Annotated in this window: 19 protein-coding genes and 1 tRNA gene; 11 read left to right on the forward strand and 9 right to left on the reverse strand. The window is 60.6% G+C overall.

What is annotated here, in order from left to right:
* Positions 1–49: 49 nt before the first annotated feature.
* The 9 genes from K6142_RS02220 to rfbC form a co-directional block, all read right to left on the reverse strand.
* On the reverse strand, positions 50–1,171 hold the full coding sequence (locus K6142_RS02220; protein ID WP_190243829.1) for an amino acid ABC transporter permease: 1,122 nt from the start codon (positions 1,169–1,171) through the stop codon (positions 50–52).
* Positions 1,172–1,274: 103 nt separating this feature from the next.
* Positions 1,275–2,141, reverse strand: coding sequence for a transporter substrate-binding domain-containing protein (locus K6142_RS02225; RefSeq protein WP_015946312.1), 867 nt, complete (start codon positions 2,139–2,141; stop codon positions 1,275–1,277).
* A 204-nt stretch (positions 2,142–2,345) separates the two neighbouring features.
* Positions 2,346–3,281, reverse strand: a complete 936-nt coding sequence (locus tag K6142_RS02230) for an amino acid ABC transporter permease (protein WP_223380737.1) — start codon at positions 3,279–3,281, stop codon at positions 2,346–2,348.
* A 254-nt stretch (positions 3,282–3,535) separates the two neighbouring features.
* Positions 3,536–4,789, reverse strand: coding sequence for a menaquinone reductase integral membrane subunit QrcD (qrcD, locus tag K6142_RS02235; RefSeq protein ID WP_015946314.1), 1,254 nt, complete (start codon positions 4,787–4,789; stop codon positions 3,536–3,538).
* A 9-nt stretch (positions 4,790–4,798) separates the two neighbouring features.
* On the reverse strand, positions 4,799–5,566 hold the full coding sequence (gene qrcC, locus K6142_RS02240) for a menaquinone reductase iron-sulfur cluster-binding subunit QrcC (protein WP_015946315.1): 768 nt from the start codon (positions 5,564–5,566) through the stop codon (positions 4,799–4,801).
* A gap of 12 nt (positions 5,567–5,578) precedes the next feature.
* On the reverse strand, positions 5,579–7,654 hold the full coding sequence (gene qrcB, locus K6142_RS02245; RefSeq protein WP_190243827.1) for a menaquinone reductase molybdopterin-binding-like subunit QrcB: 2,076 nt from the start codon (positions 7,652–7,654) through the stop codon (positions 5,579–5,581).
* A 12-nt stretch (positions 7,655–7,666) separates the two neighbouring features.
* The gene (gene qrcA, locus K6142_RS02250; RefSeq protein ID WP_190243826.1) at positions 7,667–8,302 is read right to left on the reverse strand and encodes a menaquinone reductase multiheme cytochrome c subunit QrcA; all 636 of its coding nucleotides are present in this window, start codon (positions 8,300–8,302) and stop codon (positions 7,667–7,669) included.
* Between the two features lie 165 nt (positions 8,303–8,467).
* The gene (locus K6142_RS02255) at positions 8,468–9,973 is read right to left on the reverse strand and encodes a mannose-1-phosphate guanylyltransferase/mannose-6-phosphate isomerase (RefSeq protein WP_190243825.1); all 1,506 of its coding nucleotides are present in this window, start codon (positions 9,971–9,973) and stop codon (positions 8,468–8,470) included.
* The gene (gene rfbC, locus K6142_RS02260) at positions 9,970–10,560 is read right to left on the reverse strand and encodes a dTDP-4-dehydrorhamnose 3,5-epimerase (RefSeq protein ID WP_190243824.1); all 591 of its coding nucleotides are present in this window, start codon (positions 10,558–10,560) and stop codon (positions 9,970–9,972) included. Before rfbC ends, K6142_RS02255 begins: the two co-directional genes overlap by 4 nt.
* 243 nt (positions 10,561–10,803) lie before the next feature.
* On the opposite strand from rfbC, the gene K6142_RS02265 reads away from it, so the two are divergent.
* The 11 genes from K6142_RS02265 (at position 10,804) to K6142_RS02315 (ending at position 23,103) form a co-directional block, all read left to right on the forward strand.
* Entirely contained in the window at positions 10,804–12,471 is a 1,668-nt protein-coding gene (locus tag K6142_RS02265) for an ATP-binding protein (RefSeq protein WP_190243823.1), read from the forward strand.
* 83 nt (positions 12,472–12,554) lie between these two features.
* Entirely contained in the window at positions 12,555–12,848 is a 294-nt protein-coding gene (locus K6142_RS16705; protein ID WP_190243822.1) for a hypothetical protein, read from the forward strand.
* Positions 12,849–13,175: 327 nt separating this feature from the next.
* Positions 13,176–13,267, forward strand: a tRNA-Ser gene (locus K6142_RS02275).
* Between the two features lie 272 nt (positions 13,268–13,539).
* Positions 13,540–14,745 carry a GDP-mannose 4,6-dehydratase gene (gmd, locus tag K6142_RS02280; RefSeq protein WP_190243821.1) on the forward strand — a complete coding sequence of 402 codons (1,206 nt, stop codon included), beginning with the start codon at positions 13,540–13,542 and terminating at the stop codon, positions 14,743–14,745.
* A gap of 17 nt (positions 14,746–14,762) precedes the next feature.
* Entirely contained in the window at positions 14,763–15,704 is a 942-nt protein-coding gene (gene fcl, locus K6142_RS02285) for a GDP-L-fucose synthase (RefSeq protein ID WP_190243820.1), read from the forward strand.
* Positions 15,705–15,708: 4 nt separating this feature from the next.
* A complete protein-coding gene (locus tag K6142_RS02290) occupies positions 15,709–16,530 on the forward strand; it encodes an ABC transporter permease (RefSeq protein ID WP_190243819.1) in 822 nt (273 codons plus the stop codon).
* A 9-nt stretch (positions 16,531–16,539) separates the two neighbouring features.
* Positions 16,540–17,790, forward strand: a complete 1,251-nt coding sequence (locus K6142_RS02295; RefSeq protein WP_223290229.1) for an ABC transporter ATP-binding protein — start codon at positions 16,540–16,542, stop codon at positions 17,788–17,790.
* Positions 17,781–18,512: an FkbM family methyltransferase gene (locus K6142_RS02300; RefSeq protein ID WP_190243818.1), complete on the forward strand. Its 732-nt coding sequence runs from the start codon at positions 17,781–17,783 to the stop codon at positions 18,510–18,512. Before K6142_RS02295 ends, K6142_RS02300 begins: the two co-directional genes overlap by 10 nt.
* Positions 18,513–19,539: 1,027 nt before the next feature.
* Complete coding sequence (locus K6142_RS02305; protein ID WP_223290228.1) at positions 19,540–21,228, forward strand: TIGR04325 family methyltransferase; 1,689 nt, start codon at positions 19,540–19,542, stop codon at positions 21,226–21,228.
* Positions 21,218–21,961: a class I SAM-dependent methyltransferase gene (locus K6142_RS02310; protein ID WP_190243817.1), complete on the forward strand. Its 744-nt coding sequence runs from the start codon at positions 21,218–21,220 to the stop codon at positions 21,959–21,961. The genes K6142_RS02305 and K6142_RS02310 overlap by 11 nt, the downstream gene beginning before the upstream one ends.
* The gene (locus tag K6142_RS02315) at positions 21,958–23,103 is read left to right on the forward strand and encodes a DegT/DnrJ/EryC1/StrS family aminotransferase (protein WP_190243816.1); all 1,146 of its coding nucleotides are present in this window, start codon (positions 21,958–21,960) and stop codon (positions 23,101–23,103) included. Before K6142_RS02310 ends, K6142_RS02315 begins: the two co-directional genes overlap by 4 nt.
* The last annotated feature ends 1 nt before the right edge of the window (position 23,104 follow it).

Raw genomic sequence — 23,104 nt, forward strand, 5'->3', positions numbered from 1 at the left:
CCGCCCGCAACCGAAGGGTGGGGGGACGCAGGACGGCGCCGCGCGCGGGCTACATGGCCCGGCGCAGGCGCCGTTCCACGTGGCGGGCCGCCAGCGAGCAGGAAAAGGTCAGCATCAGGTACAGGGCAGCCACCGTGAGCCATATCTCGAAGGTCAGGTAGGTGGCGGCCATCAGTTCCATGCCCTGAAAGGTCAGCTCGCGGATGGAGATCACCGACAGGATGGCCGAATCCTTGATGGTGGAGATGAACTGCCCGGCCAGCGGCGGTACGATGAGCCGGAAGGCCTGCGGCAGGATGACGTGGCGCAGTTGCTGCCGCCTGGTCAGCCCTGTGGAGGCCGATGCCTCCCATTGGCCGCGCTCCACGCCTTCCAGCCCGGCGCGCACGATTTCGGTGATGTAGGCGCCCTCGTACAGCCCAAGGACCACCACCCCGGAAAGGAACACCGGCAATTGGCCGGGCGGCGCCAGCAGCAGGGCCGATGCCCGCGCCAGCCAGTCCTGCACGGGCAAGTACAGTTGGGGGGGCAACAGGGCCGCCACGCCGTCGGCCACGGGGGCGAACAGCCCGTCCAGCAGCGGGGCGAACTGCGAACTCACGAAGAAGTGGAAGATGAACACCAGTACCAGCGGCGGCAGGTTGCGCACCCCTTCCACATAGGTGCGCGCCACCATGCGTCGGAACAGGCGCGGGCTGGCCCGCAACAGGCCCATGCCGGTGCCGACGCACAGGGCCAGCAGGGTGGACCACAAACCCAGGCGCAGCGTGACCAGCAGCCCCTGGGTCAGCGTGCCGGGCACCCAGCCCCCCGCCGCCCCCTGTGCCCCATGCGCCACCTGCTGCGTGTCGTGCCGCAGCAGGAACTGCCACACCACTCCCCAGTTCCACTGGTAGTCCAGGCGGCCAGCCGCTTTCCAGTACAACCATGCCCCGGCGCAAAGCAGCAGGGCCAGCAGGAGCGCGTCCAGCCGCCGTGCCGCGTGGGGCGACAGAAAGGCCTCCACGGCGGTGGGCGCTTCGGGCGTGCGGTCAAGTCGCGCGCCGTCGTCCCCGTGTTCCTGATGCGGAAGACGCGCCAGACGCGTCAGATGCGATGGACGCGCCAGACGCGGAGGAAAGGCCGGAACGTTGTGTTCCGGCGGCAGGGCCGGGAACGGGCGGGGACGCATGGCACTCCGGGGCGGGGCAGGTGACGGGATGCGGTGGGTGAAAGCCCGCACGGCGCACGGGGCAGCTGCGCGGCCCCGTGCATCGCGTGGCTGAGGCGGCGGGCTACTTCAGCCGCGCTTCCCACTCGTTGGTTTCGAACCAGTAGTGCTTGCGTTCCTTCAGCCAGCCCTCGGCATCCATCAGGCGAATCCAGTTGTCGAACACGTTCAGGGTGTCCACGTCGCCCTTGCGCACGGCAAAGGCCACCGGCTCGCTGGTGAAGGTGCCGGGCACGGGCAGGAACAGCTTGTCCGGGTTCTTCAGCACCTCGAAGGCGGGCAGCGGCGCACTGGAAACCATGGCGTGGGCGCGGCCGGACAGCACTTCCTGAATGGCCGGGGCCTCGTCATCGAACAGGCGCAGGGTGGCCCGGGGCAGACGCTTTTTGGCCGCGGCCGCCGCGGTGCTGCCGGTGCGCGCGGCGATGGTCACCTCGGGCTTGTCGAAGTCATCCAGGGTGGTGAAGCCCTTTGCCGTCGCGCGGTTGGCCATCAGGGCCATGCCCGCGTAATCGTAGGGGATGGTGAAGTTCACCTTCAGATTGCGGTCGGGCTTCACGCTCATGCCGCCGATGATCACGTCGAACTTGCCGGTGAGCAGGGCGGGGATGATGCCCGACCACTTGGTGGGCACGAATTCCACCTTCACGCCCAGGTCATCGGCCAAGCGGGTGGCCACGTCCACCTCGAAGCCGATGAACTTGCCGGTGACGTCCTGCATGGCCCACGGCACGAAGGTGGAAAAGCCCACCCGCAGCACGCCGCGTTCCAGCACGCCCGCGATGACGCTTTCTTCGGACAGCTTCTGGCGCACGGATGCGTCAGCCGCCCGGGCAGGGGCGTGCGGCGTCAACAGCGCCGCAAGCACCAGCAGAAAGGCCAGCAGCAGGGCGGGGACGTGGAGACGTGCAGGAGATGTTGTCGTATGCATGGGGATGCCTCCGTTGCGTGGCGCGCGTTGCGGCGCGCGGGCTGTGCCCCGGCGGCACGGCGTGCCGCCGGTCGGCGGGGTGGACGCGTCCGTCATCGTCGGCCACCGCTGGGCAATGGCGTCCGGCGGGTGCCGGTAGTGCCGGTGGTGCCGGTAGTGCCGGTGGTGCCGGTGGTGCCGGTGGTGCCGGTGGTGCCGGACGCGTCAGAATTCGTAGCGCAGGCGCCGTTCCAGCAACTGCGCCAGGGCCGAAAGGGACAGCGTGAGGGCAAGGTACATGCCCGCCACGAGAAACCAGACCTCGAACACCAGAAACGTGTCGGCTGCCACCGCCTGGGCCTGCATGGCCAGATCGTGCAGGGCGATGGTGCTGACCAGGGACGAATCCTTGACCAGGGAGACCAGTTGCCCGGTCAGGGGGGGCAGGGCGGTGCGGGCCGCTTGGGGCAGCACCACCTCCATATAGGTTCCGGGCACGTCCATGCCAAGGCTGCGTGAAGCTTCCCACTGCCCCGTAGGTACGGAAAGGATGCCCGCGCGCAGGACTTCGGCGATGTATGCCCCCTCGAACAGCGAAAGGGCCAGCACCCCGGCTGCAAAGCGCCCCAGCCCCAGCACCGGCGCCAGCACGAAATAGACCACGAACAACTGGATGAGCAGCGGGGTGTTGCGCACCGTCTCCACATAGGCCACGGCCATGGCGCGCCCCACGCGCGAACCGGATTGGCGCAGCAGGGCTGCCAGCAGACCGGCCAGCAGCGCCAGCCCAAGGCTGGCCGCCACCACCTGCACCGTCACGCCAAGGCCGTCCAGCAGCGGACCGGCGCGGAACCCGCCATCCCCCGCCGTGGTGAACAGGTGGCGCCACAGCCGGTGCCATTGCCAGTCGTAGCCCGACGACGCCGTGCCGCGCAGGGTGATCCAGACCAGCGCACCCAGCAGGCAGCAGTACCGGGTCACGTCGCCGAGCACGGCCAGCAGGGCGCGGCGTGCGGGCGGAGGCGCCGGAACCACCGGGGCCTGCCGGGCAGGCGTGGCCGGATTGGGGCGCGAGGTGCCGCCGGGCGCATCGGCGCCGGTGCCGTGCGCCGTTGGGTGTCCTGGGGCCGAGCTGTCCCGGCTGTGTCGGGAATTTTCCATTCTGTGGCGCAGCATACGCCGCAACACGCCCCCTGCCAAGGTGGCCGGGGCGGACGGGATGACGGAGCGCTGGAAAAAAGCCGGGGGCCCTGCCCTGCGGCATGGGCACAGCGCCATTGACTGTGCGGTGCGCGCCAGAGGGTGCGCGCCGTTGCAGGCGCGGCCTTCCGGGGTTGCCGCCACAAAGAAAGGCGGGACAGGTTGCCCTGTCCCGCCCGTGAATGCGTGTATCCGACGGCGCGAAGGCCGCGCGGCTACTTGTTCAGCTTCGTCTCCTGCGGGAACACCGGCAGGTAGCGGTACGAAAGGCTGAGAATCAGGGCCGCGTAGGCCATGATCATGGCGCTGGCGCCCCATTCCGCCCAGTTGGGGGCATAGGTTTCCCAGCTGTCGAAGGGCATCACCGGCGCGGCCAGGGCCTGCACGGTCATGACGTAGCGGTTGATGGTCACCCCGATGCAGTCCAGGATCGCCGCCGTGTAGAACAGCGTGCGGTTGTTGCGCGTGGACGGGATGATCAGCAGGATGGCGGGCAGCACGCCGCAGGCGAACAGTTCCGCCCACAGCAGCCACTTGCCGTAGATCCAGCCGTAGAAGACCTGGTCGAAGGTCAGGCCGGAACGGGGCAGGATGTCATTGGCCCACGCCCAGGTGTCCGCCAGCTTGAAGACCATGTACACGGTCAGCATGGTGCCGGCGATCTTGCCCATCAGGCTCTTGATTTCCCAGCTGACCAGCTGCTTGCCGGTCATCTTTTCCATGATGGTGCACACGAGCACGGTGAACACCGGCCCGGAACCCACGGCGGAAAGGACATACAGGAAGAAGGTCCAGGGCCAGATGAAGAAGCCGTCGCGCGCGATGTACGGGCGGGCGAAGAGCACGCCGTACATGCCGCCCAGCGACCCCTGGTGGAACGTGGACAGGAAGGCGCCGATACCGGCAAAGAGCGGCATCATCAGGTGGAAGTTGTGGGCGATGGCATGCACCAGCTTGTTGCTGTTCAGCTGCTTCTGCTCAAGGATCAGCGGGACGTACTCGATGACCAGCACGAGGCAGTAGCAGGTGATGCAGAAGATAACTTCTGTCAGCATGGAGTGCACGTTGGCGTGCCAGTAGCCGAACCATGCGCGCAGCGGCTGGCCCACGTCGAGCACCAGGACGAGCATGGCGCCCGAGTAGCACAGGAAGCCCACGATGACCGTGAGGTTGATGATGTTCTTCAGCGGATCGATGTTCAGGATGTAGCGGAGCAGGCCCGTGAAGAACGCACCGGCGCCCAGGGCGATGACCGCAAGGTCGAAGGTGATCCACAGGCCGAACCCGAAGTAGTCGTCCAGCCCGGTCACGCCAAGGCCTTCGGCCAGCACCCGGTAGGCGGCGTACAGGCCCCACCCGAACACCACCATGACGGCGGTGATCCAGACGAGGAACTTGGACAGCGAGCAGCGCGTGCAGCCTTCGGGGAACAGCGCGGCGTCGATGGGAAGGTCGTAGTTCTTATCCATGGCCGCCCCCTACCCTTTGACCTTTTCGTTTTCGAGATAGTTGTCGCCAAGGCGGCGTACCCACTCGCGGCGGCTGATGTAGTACACCTGCGGGTCGGTGCCCAGGCGTTCCAGCAGCCGGAAGGCGTACTTGCCCTTCACGAGATCATGCACCTTGTGCGCGGGATTGTTCACGTCGCCGAACACGATGGCCCCGTTGGGGCAGGCCTCGGTGCACGAGGTGATGTAGTCGCCGTCGTTGAGCGCGTTGGGATCACGACCTTCCACGCGGGCCTTGTCCTTGGCCTGCATGAAGCGGTGGTGGCAGAACGAGCACTTTTCCACCACGCCGCGCGGACGCACCGACACGTCGGGGGTCAGGGTCTTGTCCATGCCTTCGGGCCAGGTCGGGTCGAACCAGTTGAAGTACCGGGCATGGTAGGGACACGAGGCCATGCAGTATCGGCACCCGATGCACCGGGGGTAGACCTGGCTGACGATGCCGCCTTCCTCGTTCTTGTCGGTGGCGATGACGGGGCACACCGACACGCACGAGGGCTTGCCGCACTGCATGCAGGGGCGGGGCAGGTAGGCCACTTCATGCTCGGGGAAGGGCTTTCCGTTGTTCAGTTCATATACGACCAGCCAGTTCAGCGACTTCAGCTTGTTGCTGGCGTCCGGCTGGGGGGCGATGTTGTTCTCGGCCTGGCAGGCGACCATGCACGCGCCGCAACCCGTACATTTGTCCAGGTCGATGGCCATTCCCCACTTGATCTTGAATTCCTTGAATGAGGACATGACGTACGTTCCTTATGCTTTGGCGATGTTTACGCCGGCGCTGGTCCAGACCGAAAGGCCCGTGCCGGGTTCCGCACCAGCTGCGAGCAGGCGCATGACGTTTTCGCCCTTGCCCTTGCTGAACTCGTCGAAGGCGGTGTGCCCGTGCCCGGCAGGGACGGCCACCGTATCGTTGATGACGCCTTCGAACAGGTTCACCCGCGCCGTGAATTTTCCGGCGGGGTTCGAGAGCTCGATGCGGTCGTGCATCCGCAGGCCCAGCTTGGCGGCCGTGGCCCCGTTCATCATCACGTAGAGTTCCTTGCCCTGGATTTCCCAGCGCCGGACGGTCTTGGTGTTGAAGGGCGGGGTGGCGGTCTTGCTGGTGCCAACGTTCAGCTTGGCGACCGGAGCGAGGGCGACGGGGAAGGCCGGGGCCTTCACGTCAATGGCCTTGGAAAGTACGTCGGCGCGCAGTGCGATGCCGTTGACCGGCAGCACCGCGTTGCTCACGTGCGCGTTGGTGGCCGAAGGCTCGGTGAAGCTCGCGCCGCGGGCTTCTGCCTTGGCCTTCAGGGCGTCGGCAAAGGCGGCAACGCCAAGGTCGGCGCCCAGCTTTTTAGCCACGCCGATGACCACGTCGCCTGCCGGGCGGGCGTCCACCAGGGGCGCCAGCGCGGGCACGGCAAGGGCGTAGACCACCTGGCCGCAGCCGTAGGGGGTGTCCACGTCGTCGAAGCGTTCAAGGCCCATGGGCACCGGCAGCACGAGGTCGCAGGCCATGGCGGTTTCATCAAGGAAGCTGGTGAAGGCCACCTTGAAGGGCACCTTGGCCAGCGTGGCCTTGACTGCGTCGGCCTGGGGCAGCGCGTAGACGGGGTTGGCTTCGTAGAAGACCACCGCCTGCGGGGCGGCGGACTTGCCGGAGGCCACCTTGCCGAGCCATGCCACCAGGTCGTTCTGCAGCAGGGCCTTGCGGTCCATGGCAGCGGGTACGACCTTGCGGGCGTAAGGCAGGGCACGGATGCCGCCTTCGCGGTTCATGGAGCCCAGCAGCGCGTTCAGGGCAAGACCGGCCAGCACGGGGGCCGCGCCGCCGCCCTGTCCGATCTCGGACCCGGCGATGACCAGAGGCCGCTTGGCCTTGGCCAGTTCCTGGGCCACGGCGGCAAGACGCTTGGCGTCCACGCCGGTCTGGGCTGCCACCTGTTCAGGGGTGAACTTGGCGGCCAGAGCCTTGAAGTCGGCGAAGTCGGCGGCGGGGCTGGTGGCGCCCGCCTTGATCAGCAGGTTGGCCAGGCCCAGCGCCAGCACCGCTTCGGTGCCGGGGCGGATGGCCAGCCACGTGTCGGCGGTGGCGGCGGTGTTGTTCTGCACCGGGCCCGCATAGGCGAAACGCACGGCCGGGGCTTCGCCATGGGGGCGGCCCACCCGGAAGGCGTGGCGATTGCGGATGACCGGGCCCCAGGTTTCGAGCACGTTGGCACCGATGGCGAGCACGTAGTCGCTCTTCTCGATGTCGTAGCCCACCTGGCCTTCGCCGCCCATCAGTTCCCACGCCTTGGCGGCGGACTGGGCCTCGCCGGGCATGAGGAAGCAGGACTTGGAGCCCATCTCGGCGGCCAGCGCCGTGAACAGCTCGTTGATGGTGCCGGTTTCGTCACCGGAGATGACGGCAAGCTTGTCGCCGCCCTTGGCCTTTTTCAGGCCTTCCACCAGCATGGCTTCCGCCTCTTCCCAGGTGATGCCCACGTACGCGCCGTCGGCGGTACGCTTGAGGGGGCGCTTCATGCGGGAGGGGCTGTACAGCAGTTGCACTTCCGCCGCGGCGATGGACGAAAGCCCGCCGCCGAGGGGATGATCGTTGTTGGTCAGCACGCGCACCGGGCGGCCGTCCACCAGCCGCACCTTCACGCCGACGGCGGACGGGCACAGCTTGCTGACGGTGGGCACGTACGAGTTGGCGCCGTCGATGTTGCGGGGAATCCACGACCAGTTCTGCGTCCAGATGGACACGTCGTCCAGGCTTTTCCAGACGACGGGGGTGGCGAGAATACCCGCGGTGGCGCCGCCGATGAACTTCAGGAAACCTCTTCTGTCCAGAGCCATAGCACCACCCCTTTACTTGTGGCAGACGAAGCAGGCATTGCTGGAATTCGTCACGCCGTAGTGGTTCTCATTGGCGTGACAGCGTTCGCATTGCCACATCTTCATGGTTTGCTTGCTGTAACCGGTCAGCTTGTTCTCGAAGTAGGTCGGTGCGCTGTCGGAGTTGGCCACGTCGGGGTGGCACTGGGCGCACAGTTCCGACTCCTTGAAGTCGTGACACTGGTTGCAGCCGTCAAGGGAATGGGCGGCATGGCTGAAGAAGACGTTGTCGGGCTGGATCTGGTAGACCAGCCACTTAACTTCCTTGCCGGTTTTCACGTACTCGTTGACGAAGCGGGCTTCCTCGGGATCGGACCCGAGCACGTCGGAATGACAGTCGGCACAGCTGGCCGTGGAGGGCAGACCCGCGAAGGTCCCGTCCTCACGCAGCACATGACACTGCTTGCATTCCATGCCCGCGCTTTCCATGTGCACCTTGTGGCTGAAGCGTATCGGTTGTTCCTTCTTGCTGTACATCATGTCAGGGAACACCCACCAGCCGAAGATGAGCGATACGACCAGACCCACGAGAAACGGGGTGATGCCGCCGCCGCAGCACTTACCGCCATCCTTCGCGCAGTCTGAACTGTTTAACTGCCTGTCCTCCATACCCTTCGCCTCATTAGCTGATTTGAGAGATGAATAACGAATGCCCACACTTGCCACGACAACCTTACTAGGCGACAGGTTGAAAGGCTGTCAAGGTGAAATATTTCACGAATCCGCTTCCATTTCGCGCAACTAGGTGAAATTTCATGCCGCCTGAGCGCCCGATCAGCCCTCTTTGCGGCGCCCGTAGACGTCGTCGAAGCGAACGATGTCGTCTTCGCCCAAATACGGACCACTTTGGATTTCAATGAGTTCAAGAGGAATGCGGCCCGGATTGGTTAGCCGATGAAGGGTGGCTTTCGGGATGTCCACCCATTCATTTTCGGTCAGGGTGCGTTCCTCGTTGCCAACCTGCACAAGCGCGGCACCTTTCGCCACCACCCAGTGCTCGCTGCGGTGATGGTGCATTTGCAGCGACAGGCGCGCGCCGGGGTTCACCTCTATGCGCTTGACCTTGCGTCCGGGGCCTTCGTCGAGCACCGTGTAATTGCCCCAGGGGCGGCGCACCGTAAGGTGCACGTCCACCAGCGGGCTCTTTTCGGCCTTCAGTTTCTCTACCACGTCCTTCACCCGCTGCACCTGGTCCTTGGCGCAGATGAGAGTGGCGTCGCGGGTCTGCACGGCGATGACGTTCGAAAGTCCGATGGCCACCAGCTTGCCCCCGCGCGAGAGCAGCAGGCAGTCGTCGCAGTCCAGCGCCATGGTGTCGCCCTGGATCACGCAGCCGCGTTCGTCCTTGGCGCCCAGGCGGTACAGCGCTTCCCAACTGCCCAGGTCGTCCCAGCCGAAGGCGGCCTCCACCACGGCAATGCGGTCCACGTGCTCCATGATGCCATAGTCTATGGATATGGACGGCAGGGTGGAGTAGCCGTGGGTAAGCGGAATGCCAGGAGTCAGGCTGGTGTCCGTGCGGGTGGTCCACCAGGCGGCAAGCTGTGGCTGAAAACGTTCCACCGCCGCCAGCAGCACGCCGCCGTTGAACACGAACATGCCGCTGTTCCAGAAATGCATGCCCTGGCGCAGAAAGCCGCGCGCGGTTTCCAGGTCCGGCTTTTCGACGAAGCCGTCCACGGCGAAGGCGTCGCCTTTGGCCGCGGTATCGGCGTTGGGCAGAAGCTCGCCCCGGCGGATGTAGCCGTAGCCTGTTTCCGGCGTGGTGGGCGGCACCCCGAAGGTGACGGTCCAGCCATCGGCGGCAAGGCCCGCGGCGCGCGTGACGGCGGCCCCCCAACGGACCTCGTCGTGCAACTGGTGGTCGGACGGGAATACCGCCAGCAGGGGGGGCTGGGCGGCATCGTCCGCTTCCGCGGCGTTCGTGGGGGCGTTCATGGCAGCGTCCAGGCCCAGCAGGATGGCGGGCAGGGTGTTGCGGCCCACCGGCTCGGCCAGCACCTGGGTGTCCAGTCGTTCGTTCAGGGCGCGGGCCTGGGCGCGCACCTCGAACACGTGTTCCTCGTTGGTCACGATGTGCACCCGTTCGGGGGGGAACAGCGAGAGCACGCGGCGCACGGTCTGCTGGAGCAGGGAAAGGTCGCCGTTCAGGGCCAGCAGCTGCTTGGGGAACAACGCGCGCGAAAGAGGCCACAGCCGGGTGCCGGATCCGCCCGCCAGGATGACGGCATGGCAACGGTCGAGCGGGGTGGGAGCGGCGTTGGCGGGGGATGTGGTCATGCGTCGGCCTTTGCCGGGGAGGCGGGTTCGAAGGTGAACGGCGACTGGAAATCGCGCAGCCGGGGCAGGCGGCGGTCCTTGTCCGAAAGAATGGGCAGGGCGGGGGCGATGTCCGGCCAGGTGATGCCCAGGTCCGGGTCGTCCCAGGCGATGCCCGCATCCCGCTCCGGCGAGTAGTAGGCGTCGACCTTGTACTGGAACTCGGTGCCCGGCTCCAGGGTCATGTACCCGTGGGCGAAACCGCGGGGCACGAACAGCCGCGCGAAGTTGCGTTCGCTCAGTTCGCAGCCGTACCATTTGCCATAGGTGGGCGAGCCGGCACGCAGGTCCACGGCCACGTCGAAGACCGAGCCCCGGGTAACCCAGACCAGCTTGGACTGGGTGGCGGGGGGCAACTGGAAGTGCAGGCCGCGCAGCACGCCGGGCTGTTCCGACCGGGCGTGGTTGTCCTGCACGAACCCGGCGGGCACGCCCAGTGCAGCAAACAGGTCTCGGCGGTAGGTTTCGAGAAAGAAGCCGCGTTCGTCGCGGAACACGCGCGGCTCCAGCCGGAGCAGGCCGGGAATGCCGGTTTCGATGATCTGCAAGAGGCCTCCGGTGCCTGTGAGTGTGGAATCCCCAAAGCGCTTACCTGATTGAGGGGCTTTTTTGAAGCCCCGGCGCGCGCCAATTCCGCGTCGGGCGCGGATTGCCAAAACCGTTGCCCATGCCCGTGGATTTGGGATACATAAACGCAATTGTGGTGAACTTCGCAGATCGTGTTTTCTATCTATGGATATGCCATGAGTGAGCAAGAGACGGCGTTGAATGCGCCCGCACAGGGGACGGGAATGGTGTTCGAAGATGCCGGAACAGCACGCGAGGCCGCACTGGAGGCTGAAATCGCGCGGTTGCGAGGCGAGCGTGACGCCGCGCGTTCCGCCGAGCGTACCTTGCGCGACATCCTGACCTCGATTCCCGACCTGCTGACGGTGCACGATCGGGCGGAACAGGTGGTGTTCAGCAACTGGCAGGGCGACAACGTGCGCTGGGAGACGCAGGGCGGCGACCAGCACGGCAGAAGCTGCTTCGGCTGCTATTTTCGCGGCGAGAAGTCCTGCGACGCCTGCCAGATAGCAGAGGTGTTCGATACAGGACGCCAGAAGATCATCGAGCTGTACAACCCCGATTCGCGCACCTTTCGCTCCATCACCGTGTTTCCGGTGCGCAACGCCTCTGGTCAGGTGGCCATGGTGGCGGAATACGTACGCGACGTGACCGAGACCCGCCGCATGGAGCGCGAACTGCGCGTGGCCAAGGAGGCCGCCGAGGCGGCGGACAAGGCCAAGAGCGAGTTCCTGGCCTCCATGAGCCACGAAATACGCACCCCCATGAACGGCGTGCTCGGCATGCTGGACCTTGCGCTGGACACCCCGCTGGACGAGGAGCAGCGCGAATACCTGGAGGCGGCGCAGAATTCCGCCGAATCGCTGCTGGCGCTGATCAACGACATCCTCGACTTTTCCAAGATCGAGGCGGGGATGGTGGAACTGGACAGCCAGGTGTTCCGCCTGCGCAAGCGCCTGTCCACCCTGCACACCATGTTCGTGCACCGGGCCGAGGAAAAGGGGCTGGGCTTTGCCTTTCTGGTGCCGGAAGACGTGCCCGACGGCCTTGTGGGCGACCCCATGCGCCTGCGCCAGGTGCTGGTGAACCTGCTGGACAACGCCCTGAAGTTCACCGAGGCGGGCCGCGTGTCGCTTGCCGTGCGCACCGTGCAGGCCACGCCGGAATCCATGCTGCTGGAATTTTCCGTCACCGATTCCGGGCCCGGCATTCTGGACAAGCACCGCGAGCACATCTTCGAGCGGTTCGTGCAGGCGGACGGATCACTTTCGCGCCGTCACAAGGGCACGGGCCTTGGGCTGGCCATCTGCAAGCGGCTGGCCCTGCTCATGGGCGGGGACATTCGCGTGGACAGCGCGCCGGGTCAGGGCAGCACCTTCCACTTCACGGCGCGCTTCGCCACGGCACGCCTGGAAGGCGAAGAAGCCGCCCGAGCGCCGGTGCAGACGCCCGAGCCGGAATGCCGGGCGCGCATCCTGGTGGCGGAAGACCACCCCATGAACCTGATGTTCATCGAGAAATTTCTGCAAAAGCAGGGCTACGAGGTGCTGTCCGTGACGGATGGCAGCGAGGTGGTGCCTGCGCTGCGCAAGCAGGAATTCGACCTGGTGCTGATGGATATCGCCATGCCGGTCATGGATGGCATGGAGGCCACGCGCATGGTGCGCAAGGCCCAGGGCATGGCCACCAGCAGCGGCGTGCCCATCATCGCCATGACCGCCCACGCCATGAAGGGCGACCGCGAGCAGTTTCTGGCGGCGGGAATGGACGACTACATCGGCAAGCCCATCAATTCCGACAACCTGCGCAGCCTGCTGCTGAAGCACATCCAGAAGTGCCGCCGGGGCGGGGCCGCGGGGGCGGGGGATGGAGCTTTGGGCGGTGCCGGGTAGCGGGGCCGGACGCGCCATGCCCCTGTTGCCCGGGCGCGTACATGCCGCGTACGCGGGGTTACCGGTGCGGGGAAGGCCGGTGCATGCGCCACGCCTCCGGATGCAGTCGGTCGCCGCGTGAAGGTTTTTCTGCTCTGCTTCGCCACGGTCATCGCCCGGATTGCCTGCCGTACCTTGCGTGTCTGTGGCTGAGGCGGGGCAAGCCAGTCTGGCTGTCGGCCCCGGCAGCGGCCAGTCTTGCGATGTCCGGATGGCTGCCGACCATGCACGAGATGGCGGTCGGGCGCGTGCGTGCCGCGTATGGCGGCGTGTACATCGGCGTCGCCATCGGTCGGCGAGGGCTGGTGGACGGCGTGCGCCTGCGCACGGGGACGTGACTGGGCTTGTGACCTGGCTGGCATGGGCATCATCATGTTCCAGCTGGCTGAGAGGGTCACCCGATTGACTGGAGCGGGGCGGCACGAGACGATTTCTTTGTCGGGGGCGGCGACGCGACTGTCAGATGCCGCGGCCTGGTCAGGATTTTTCGTGGCGGGAAGAAGCCTTGCATGGCGTTGAGCAGCGACGCCAACTTCCTGCTCTGCACCCGGTCCGGCGGCATCCGGGCTGCCCGCCTTGACCGCCCCCGGCAGTCAGGGCATAACCGCCCGGCAAGGTCGGTGGCGGTCCGTCATTGCTGACATGGGCTGCCTCACATCAGATGCGGAAGGGTGGCAGAGTCCGGTTTATTGCGGCGGTCTTGAAAACCGTTGTGGGGGGAACCCCACCGGGGGTTCGAATCCCTCCCCTTCCGCCAGAAGAAGTATGCTGAGCTTTTGTAGACGACGGCCATGGGCACGCTCCATTTCGTGCACGCTCCATTTCGTGCACGCTCCATTTCGTGCACGCTCCATTTCGTGCACGCTCCCGCAACGGGAAGAATGCAGAAGCCTCGGTTGTCCTGTTGATGGGGGAGATTGGCGTGCTGTGCGGTAGTGAGCCGCTGCGGAATGCTTTTTATTAGTCCGCCGTACGTGCGGCTGTATTCGGGGGGAGGGCGCACGGTAAGGGGACGTATGAGGGTGGAGTATGAAAAAGGCTTTGATCACAGGGATTACCGGTCAGGACGGGGCATATCTTGCCCGTTTTTTGTTGGACAAGGGCTATGAAGTTCATGGCATCAAGCGTCGTTCATCCCTGTTCAATACCCAACGGGTAGACGCCATCTACCAGGGCGTGCACGCCAGGGATAAGCGCTTTTTTCTGCACTACGGCGACCTGACCGACAGCACCAACATCATTCGCCTGGTTCAGGATATCCAACCTGACGAGATTTATAATCTCGGTGCCCAGAGCCACGTGCAGGTCTCTTTTGCGGCGCCCGAGTATACGGCCGATGTCGATGCCCTGGGCACGCTCCGCGTGTTGGAGGCCGTCCGTCTCCTTGGCCTGGAAAAGAAAACCCGCATCTACCAGGCGTCCACATCCGAACTGTACGGCCTTGTCCAGGAAGTACCGCAACGGGAAACCACGCCGTTTTATCCCCGTTCGCCGTATGCGTGCGCCAAACTGTATGCCTACTGGATTACGGTAAACTACCGTGAGGCATACGGCATGTATGCCTGCAACGGGATACTCTTCAATCACGAATCCCCGTTGCGCGGCGAAACCTTCGTCACCCGCAAGGTGACGCGAGCCCTGCCGCGGATCATCCTCGGCATGGACGAATGCCTGTACATGGGCAACGTAAACGCCCTGCGCGACTGGGGGCATGCCCGTGACTACGTCCGGATGATGTGGCTGATGCTGCAACAGGCTGCTCCGGAAGATTTCGTCATCGCCTCCGGCGAACAGCATTCGGTGCGCGAATTCATCGAAGAAGCCTCTCGAAGCCTTGGGCTTGTCTTGTCCTGGGAAGGGCTGGGTACCGACGAAGTGGCCCGGGTTGCCTCGTTCGACAAGGCCGTTTTGATGGCGCTGCTCGACAGGCAGATGCAGGGCGAGGCTTCATCCACCAAGGACGCGTTCATTGCCGAAACACTGTCGGCCATGGAACGAAACCCCCTGCTGAAGCCGGGGAGCGTCATCGTGCGCATCGACCCGCGCTATTTTCGGCCCACGGAAGTGGAAACGCTTCTGGGCGACGCGTCCAAGGCCAAGGCAAAGCTTGGCTGGGCGTCGAAGATCACGTTCCAGGAACTTGTCCGGGAGATGGTGGAGGAAGACTTCGCCGCTGCTCGGCGCGACAGCTTGTGCATCCAGGCCGGATTCGACGTGCATGAGGTGCGTGAATGATGCAACAGGCTCCTCCCATGCAATCGGACAGCCGTATTTATGTGGCCGGTCATCGCGGCCTCGTGGGCAGCGCCATCGTTCGGGCGTTGCAGGCGCAAGGCTTCAATGATCTTGTCCTGCGCACGCACGCCGAACTGGATCTTTGCGATCAGCATGCGGTGAATGCGTTTTTCGCAGCAGAAAAGCCGGAATACGTATTTCTCGCGGCCGCCAAGGTCGGGGGCATCCACGCCAACGACACATACCCCGCGCAATTCATCCGTGACAATCTGCTCATCCAGACGAACATCATCGACGCCGCGTACCGCAACGGCTGCAAGAAGCTGCTGTTTCTTGGTTCTTCCTGCATCTACCCCAAGCTGTGCCCGCAACCGATCAAGGAAGAATACCTTCTTACCGGTCCGTTGGAGCCCACCAACGAGTGGTACGCCATCGCCAAGATAGCGGGCATCAAGATGTGCCAAGCCTATCGGAAGCAGTACGGTTTTGACGCCATCAGCGCCATGCCCACCAATCTGTACGGGCCGGGGGACAATTACCACCCGGAGAACAGCCATGTGATCCCGGCGTTGATCCGGCGCTTTCATGAAGCGAAAGTGGCTGGCGCAGATAGGGTGAAAATTTGGGGTACTGGTACCGCGTTGCGGGAGTTCTTGTATGTAGACGACATGGCGGGAGCGTGCGTGTTCCTGATGGAGAAATATTCCGATTTCGAGCACGTCAATGTGGGCTGCCAAGAGGAAATATCCATCATGAACGTGGCGAAGTGCATTGCAGGCGTGGTGGGTTTCAGGGGGGAGGTCGTCAATGACCCGACGCGACCGGATGGCACACCGCGTAAGTTGATGGATTCTGGTAAGTTGTTCGGTTTGGGCTGGCGTCCGGTACATATGCTGGAAAGCGGCCTGCGAGACGCGTATCGCGACTTTCTGGATACCCAGCACAAACGAGGCAGCTGACTTCATGCCGCACGAACTTGTAATTGAAGCCGGACGCGCCGAACGGCAGTACTGGAAAGACCTGTGGCGTTACCGGGAACTCTTTTTAATCCTGATGTGGCGCGACGTAGCGGTGCAGTACAAACAGACCGTGGTGGGCATACTGTGGGCCGTGCTGCGACCGTTGCTGACCATGGCCGCGTTCACGTTTGTCTTTGGCAAGGTGGCCAAGCTGCCGTCCGAAGGTGGCGTTCCCTACCCGCTTATGGTGTTTGTGGCCATGCTGCCCTGGCAGTTGTTCGCCACATCTCTTGCCGCAACGGCCAATAGCCTTGTGAGCAACAGCAACCTGGTATCCAAGGTATACTTTCCGCGCATCATTGTTCCGGCGGGCACCATGGGCGTGGCATTGGTCGATTACGCCATCTCTTTCTTGCTGCTCGGCGGCATGATGGCTTGGTACCAGTATGCGCCGCCGCTGCAAATTCTTGCCGCCATACCCCTGACAATGCTTGCAGCCATTGTCGCCCTGGGCCCGGGGCTCATTCTCTGCGCCCTCAATGTTACTTATCGCGATTTTCGTATTATTGTGCCCTTCATCACCCAGTTCGGCCTGTATGTCTCGCCCGTGGGTTTTTCGTCCGGCATCGTGCCGGAAAAGTGGCGAATCCTCTATGAGTGCAACCCCATGGTGGGTGTAATCGACGGCTTCCGATGGGCGATGCTGGGGTCCATTGAATTTCCGGCGCGTGCGCTATGCATCAGCATGATATGCGCCTTTATATGCATGCTGTTGGGCATCAAGATTTTTCGCAAGACGGAACGCACCTTTGCGGACGTGATTTAGGATGAGATTATGAAACCCATCATTTCCGTTGAGGGGCTCGGCAAGTGCTATACCATCAGGCACGAAGGGCAGACTCGCTACAAGTCGCTACGTGAAGAGATTTTCAAGCTGCCTCAGCGGTTGCTGCACCGGAACGCGCAAAGCCAGGAAGAATTCTGGGCGCTCAAGGACGTGCGATTTGATGTCATGCCTGGCGACAGGGTGGGCATCATCGGGCGCAACGGTGCAGGCAAGTCCACCCTGCTCAAGCTGCTTTCGCGCATCACGGAACCCACCACGGGGCGCATCACCCTGCGGGGGCGCGTGGCTAGCCTGCTGGAGGTAGGCACGGGCTTTCACCCTGAATTGTCGGGCCGGGAGAACATATTCCTCAATGGGGCTATCCTCGGCATGAGCAGGGCGGAAGTACGAAAAAAATTCGACGAGATCGTGGACTTCGCCGGTGTCGAAAAATTTCTGGATACCCCAGTCAAGCGTTACTCGTCGGGCATGTATGTGCGCCTGGCTTTTGCTGTGGCCGCGCACCTTGAGCCGGAGATTCTGATTGTGGACGAGGTTCTGGCGGTAGGCGACGCTGAATTTCAAAAAAAATGCTTAGGGAAGATGGAGGATGTGGGCAAAAGCGGACGGACCGTACTGTTCGTTAGCCATAACATGGCAGCAATGCAACAATTGTGCAGATATGGCATTCTTCTCAGTGACGGAAGAATAACTGATAATTGTGACATTAATGCTGCTTGGAAAAAGTATCAAAACATTAATAATCAGCAAAAAGCGCAAAGCGAAGCAACTGAATTTGATTTAAAGTCAAGGAGGCCACATGGTTGTATTCGTGAGATTTTCACTAAAATCAACTTGTTTTCGATTGGCGGAGTATGCCAATCAAGATTTGAAATGAAGTCTGGAATGGTTATAGATTTCTCAATTGCAAATTTAAACGACGAAAAAGACATTGATTTTGGCGTTGTTATTTATGACGATGCTGGCGCTAGGATGACAACATACAACACGTGGATGCTGGGTGTAAATGTTGAACCCTGCACGCAGAAACTTCGAATAACTATCCCTGAATTATTCCTGTCTCCAGGTGAATACACAGTTAACGCTTGTGCCGCTAGAAAGACTGCGGGGGAATACATTGACAGGATAGAGCCTGGGATCAAATTCTCTATAGCAGAAAGCAACATGTTTTCCACAGGCTATTCATACTCCCGAACAGACGGCATCTTTTTCCAGAATGCTAAAATGGAGTGTTTGTAGTGCTTTTAAAAAACAGATTGAAAGAAATCATTAGAAAATCAAATCTATGCAGGAAAATAGCGGAAATCTACGACCTCTTCCCCTACCGCATGATACACTACGGGCAAAATGCAGAAGACATAATTGCAGGAAGTCTCTTCCCTGCTTCCTATACTGGTTTTTATGTTGATATCGGCGCACATCATCCGGTTAAATTCTCTAACACCTATCTATTATACCAAGCCGGATGGCAAGGAATTAATATAGACCCCCTCCCAGGCAGCATGACCCTGTTTAATAAAATGCGCCCGAAAGATGTTAATCTAGAGATCTGTGTCTCTGATGACGATGCCGACGTAGAGTATTACATCTTTTCAGAGCCTGCATACAATACAATATCTAAAAAAAGAGCTGAACACGTAATATCTAGGAGCTATTCTCAGCTCATTGAGACGAAGGCTATCAAGACAGAATCGTTAAAGGCGATTTTTTCGCGCCACATCCCAAAAGGGCAGTCCATCGATTTAATGACCATTGATGTCGAGACAATGGAGCTGCAAGTTTTAAAGACCAACGATTGGGAAAGGTATATTCCAAGGGTGATCGTAATTGAATCGCTCGCCTCTTTCGAAAAGGACATTTTTAGCATCATTCATGATCCTGCGATCTCGTATCTCATTGAACAAGATTACCGCATAATTGGAAAGGCCATAAACGCAGTATACCTACAGCATGGAAAGTAATAAATCAGAACCTATAATTCTGTTTGCCGGCAACACAGTAAGATATCGTGAATTATCGAGTGATTGCTCAACTGACAACAAGTCGGCCAAAGTCCGTGCGCACACAAAAGCACCTGCCTGACACTGTCGCGCCCAGAGGAGTGTTGACCGATTTGACCCTCGGAAGGGCCTCCGTGAAATACTTGGCGTGGCGCTCCTCTCGATTCACGCTTCCGCCTTGGCGCGCACAGCTGGCAAGCACCACGGCGTGACTGTCTAGCCCCAAGATTAGTGCCCGATTTGCGTCCCTGGCGCCTGCAAATACTCGACAAGCAATATCCCCTGCTGCCACTCCACAGAGCCACTATCATGTGGACACCTGATACGCGTTACCCCGCGCTCAATGTCATCTAACGACAGAAGGGCTCATGCGGGCCACTATAGGGATACGCCAGCAAAACTCATGATCATTGCCCGAATAGACCAGGAGACCGACGTGTCGCTCTCGTTGAAATGGATAGACGGACGCGTGATCGCTTGAACTGCCGCAATCGCCAATCTACAGAGTGCAGTCTTTCTGCGCGCGTCACTCGCGAGCTGAACAAATCACAGATTGGCGAAGCGAGTCGAAGGCCATATCGCATGACAACAGTTTGCAACATATCGGCCCCCACCCCCACCCCCCCACCACCACCTCTCTCTCTGCGCGAGAAAAGACGAAATATTCATCGAATACATTCAGCAGACAAGCTGCGCAAAGCCACTATGCTGTACGATATAACCACAGGCGTGGTCACCAGTTGCCGGACAATACCCGCTTGCGGATGTCAAATGGGCCAGAGACTTTGCCACCAAATGCCCATGGACTTACAACGAGGAAAGAACGCACATGGACATTGACGACATTCCCCTGAGGCAAAGACTGCGAATGACAACATTACAACACCTTTCAATCTATCTAAAAAATCTGGACCCTCAGTAGCTTATGAAATATGCTATTTATACGGAGCAACACTCACGTAGCAGACTCACACAGAAAAACCAAAAAATGATCGCACCTATAGCCCTTTTTGCCTTCAACCGGCCCGAACACCTGCGCCGGACTCTCGACGCCTTGGCCGCCAACGAACTGGCTGCCGCGAGCGATCTGACCATTTTTTGTGACGGCCCCCGCAGCGAAAATGAAAAAACGCAGACGGAAGCAGTACGAGCAGTCGCCCAGGCTGCTGGGGGATTCCGCTCTTGCACAGTCATTGAACGAAAAAAAAACCACGGCTTGGCCACCAGCATCATAACCGGCGTGACGGAGATTCTTGACAAGAGCGACCGCATCATCGTGCTTGAAGATGACATGGCAACATCGCCACATTTTTTACAGTACATGAACGACGGATTGAACATCTATGCAGATAATCCCAAGGTGGCGTCCGTTCATGGGTGGTGCTTCCCCAACACCATAGCCAACCCGCCAGAGACTTTCTTTTTGCATGGCGCCGATTGCTGGGGCTGGGCAACTTGGAAGCGCGCATGGAATTTTTTTGAGCCGGATGCGTGTAAGCTTTTAATGCAGTTATACCAGCGCAACATGGCTGATGCCTTTAATCTTGACGGTGCGTACAAATATACTGAAATGCTGCAGGCCGCCCTCGAGGGAAAAAACGACTCCTGGGCCGTACGCTGGCATGCTTCTGCCTTTTTACGCAACATGTATACCCTACATCCCAGTCGCTCTTTAGTGCAAAACATAGGCCTTGATGCGTCAGGCACTCATTGCGGCAACGACACAACGCATATTGTATCCATTTCCACAACACCCATAAGAGTTGTCAGTCAGCCTGTTGAAGAAAACTCCGCGTTGCTTCATGCAAAAAGAGAATTTTATCGCAGTATTGGCAGTGCCAAAAACACCTTGCGCTCCAAGTGGATTCCCCTGCTCAAAGATTGCATGCCACCCATCGTGCTGCGTTATGTCCAGCAATTGCGCCAGCGTGAAAAAACTGCGGAAACCCTGACATGGCAAGGTAATTATCCTGACTGGCAAAGCGCTGTCGCCGCCTCAACTGGCTATGATCAGGAAGCTATTTTCGTGAAGGTTCGCGACGCAGCTCGCGCTGTGCGTGATGGCAAAGCCCGCTGGGAGCGCGACTCCGCCCTTTTTTATCATGAAGAATACAACTTGCCTTTGCTGTCGGCGCTCATGAGCGTGGCCGCATGGAACAAGGGCCGCTTGCGCGTCCTTGATTTCGGCGGCGCATTTGGTAGCACCTACTGGCAGCATAAGCACTTGCTGCACAAGCTGGACGAGCTGTCGTGGAATGTGGTGGAACAACCGCGCATCGTTGCCTGCGGACAGGCTGAATTCAGCACTGATGAGCTACGTTTTTGGCTCGACATTCAAGCCTGTGCCACGGCTGGACCAGTGGACGTGATGTTGTTTTCCAGCGTGCTGCAATATCTGGAGCTTCCTTATGCCCTGCTTGAACAGGCTGTTACCCTACAACCGCAAGCCATTATTCTGGCGCGCACTCCGTTTGCTGAGGAGGGAGAGCGGATAACCATACAGCATGTGCCCGTAGAAATATATGCGGCGAATTATCCCTGCCGCTGGCTAAACAGAAGCCGTGTGACCGCGATCCTGAGGGAAAACTACTGCCTACTGCCTGACTACCGGACGCACCTTGATCCGCCGGGGTTTTGCGGGATCATCGCCATAAAACGAGACCAGCATGCTGAATGACACCAAGAAGGCTCTCTGGGCGCTTGTTGAAAAAAACCAGTTCCACTCTTCTTTTGTTGGCGCTTTCGTCAATCCATTTTGGCTGTGTCGTAGGGAACTTTTCAGGACGCTGCAAGAATTAGCACCTGGCTTGTCTGGTACTGTTCTGGATTTTGGGTGCGGTTCGGGGCCGTATCGGCGACTGCTGTGCAACGCGAGCGCATATATTGGATTGGAATATGATACGCCCGCAAACCGTGCGGGAAAAAGTGCCGACATTTTCTATGATGGTTTGACGATACCTCTGGGCGACAGTTCAGTTGATAGTATTCTGTCAACACAGACGCTAGAGCACGTGCCAAACCCAGAGCGCATTACAGAAGAGTGGCACAGGGTTCTCTGTCCTGGAGGCAGAGTTCTGCTTACTGTTCCTTTCATGTGGCCAGAGCACGAGATGCCGTACGATTACCAGCGATACACAACGAATGGGCTGCGACATCTTCTTGAGCGCAAAGGTTTTTCAATCCTTGACCAAAGACGGCTGCTTGCAGACTGCCGTACGCCTGCACAGTTGCTTCTTGCATGGCTTTATGACGCACTGCGGTTCGGCGTGCGTTCACCAAAGACACGATTACTGCTGACTTTCCTTTTGTGTGCCCCCATAGCATTGTTGGCTGAAGGGATGGCTGTGGTTTGCCCCAAAAACATGAATACGTATATGGACAATGTAATTTTGGCGGAAAAATTCGCATGACCCTCCCCTTCGTTCTCTTTGCCAATCCTGGAGCCGCATACCGCGAGCGCAAAGCTGAAGTACTGGCTGCGGTGGAGAGATCATTCGACAGCGGGCACTACATCCTTGGCAAGGAGGTAGAGGCATTCGAGAAATGCTTTGCTGCCTACCTTGGCGTTGATCATGTCGTCAGTTGTGCCAACGGCACAGACGCCATCGAACTGGCCCTGCGTGCACTGGGAGTTGGCCCCGGTAAGGCGGTCTTTACCGTGTCGCATACAGCTGTTGCCACTGTGGCCGCCATTGAACGGGCTGGCGGGCAGCCGGTGTTGGTGGATATTGATGAAGCCACTTACACCATGGCGCCCGCCTCGCTTGACGCAGCAATTCAACATCTGCTGGTCCACCGCCCGGACTTGGCCCCGGCAGCGGTCATTCCGGTGCATCTCTATGGCCATCCTTGCGATATGGACGCCATCACGGCCATTGCCACCCGTCACGGCATGAGCGTGCTTGAAGACTGCGCTCAGGCGCACGGCGCGCGCTATAAAGGTCACATGGTCGGGACAATAGGAGCGGCGGCTTCCTTTAGCTTCTATCCCACCAAAAACTTGGGTGCACTGGGTGATGGGGGGGGGGTGGCCACCAATGACGCAGTCCTGGCCGCAGAAATGGCCGCCCTGCGCCAATATGGCTGGAAAGAACGATACATCAGCGCCAGAACAGGTATAAACAGCCGTCTTGATCCTGTACAAGCTGCGATACTCGCAGTCCAGCTCAAGCATCTGAACGTGGACAATGCCGTTCGCAAACGCATCGCAACTATCTATACCACTGAGCTTGCAGGCTGTGGCCTTATTTTGCCCACAACTGCGTCATGGGCGGAGCACGCGTTTCACCTTTACGTGATACAGTGCTCAAATAGGACGGGTTTTACGGCGTTTTTGCGTGAGCGCGGCGTGGGAACAGCAGTTCATTATCCAGCGCCCGTACATATGCAACCCGCGTATGAAAACCGCATGCTGCTCGCCCCCGGCGGACTGTCCGTGACTGAAAGTATAACGGACCGCATTGTCAGCCTGCCCATGTTTCCACAGTTGAGCCATGATGATGTGGCGCGCGTCTGTTCGGCAGCACGTCAATGGGCTAAAACGCATAATTAGG

The organism is Nitratidesulfovibrio sp. SRB-5 (genome assembly GCF_019931275.1).
Taxonomy (GTDB): domain Bacteria; phylum Desulfobacterota; class Desulfovibrionia; order Desulfovibrionales; family Desulfovibrionaceae; genus Cupidesulfovibrio.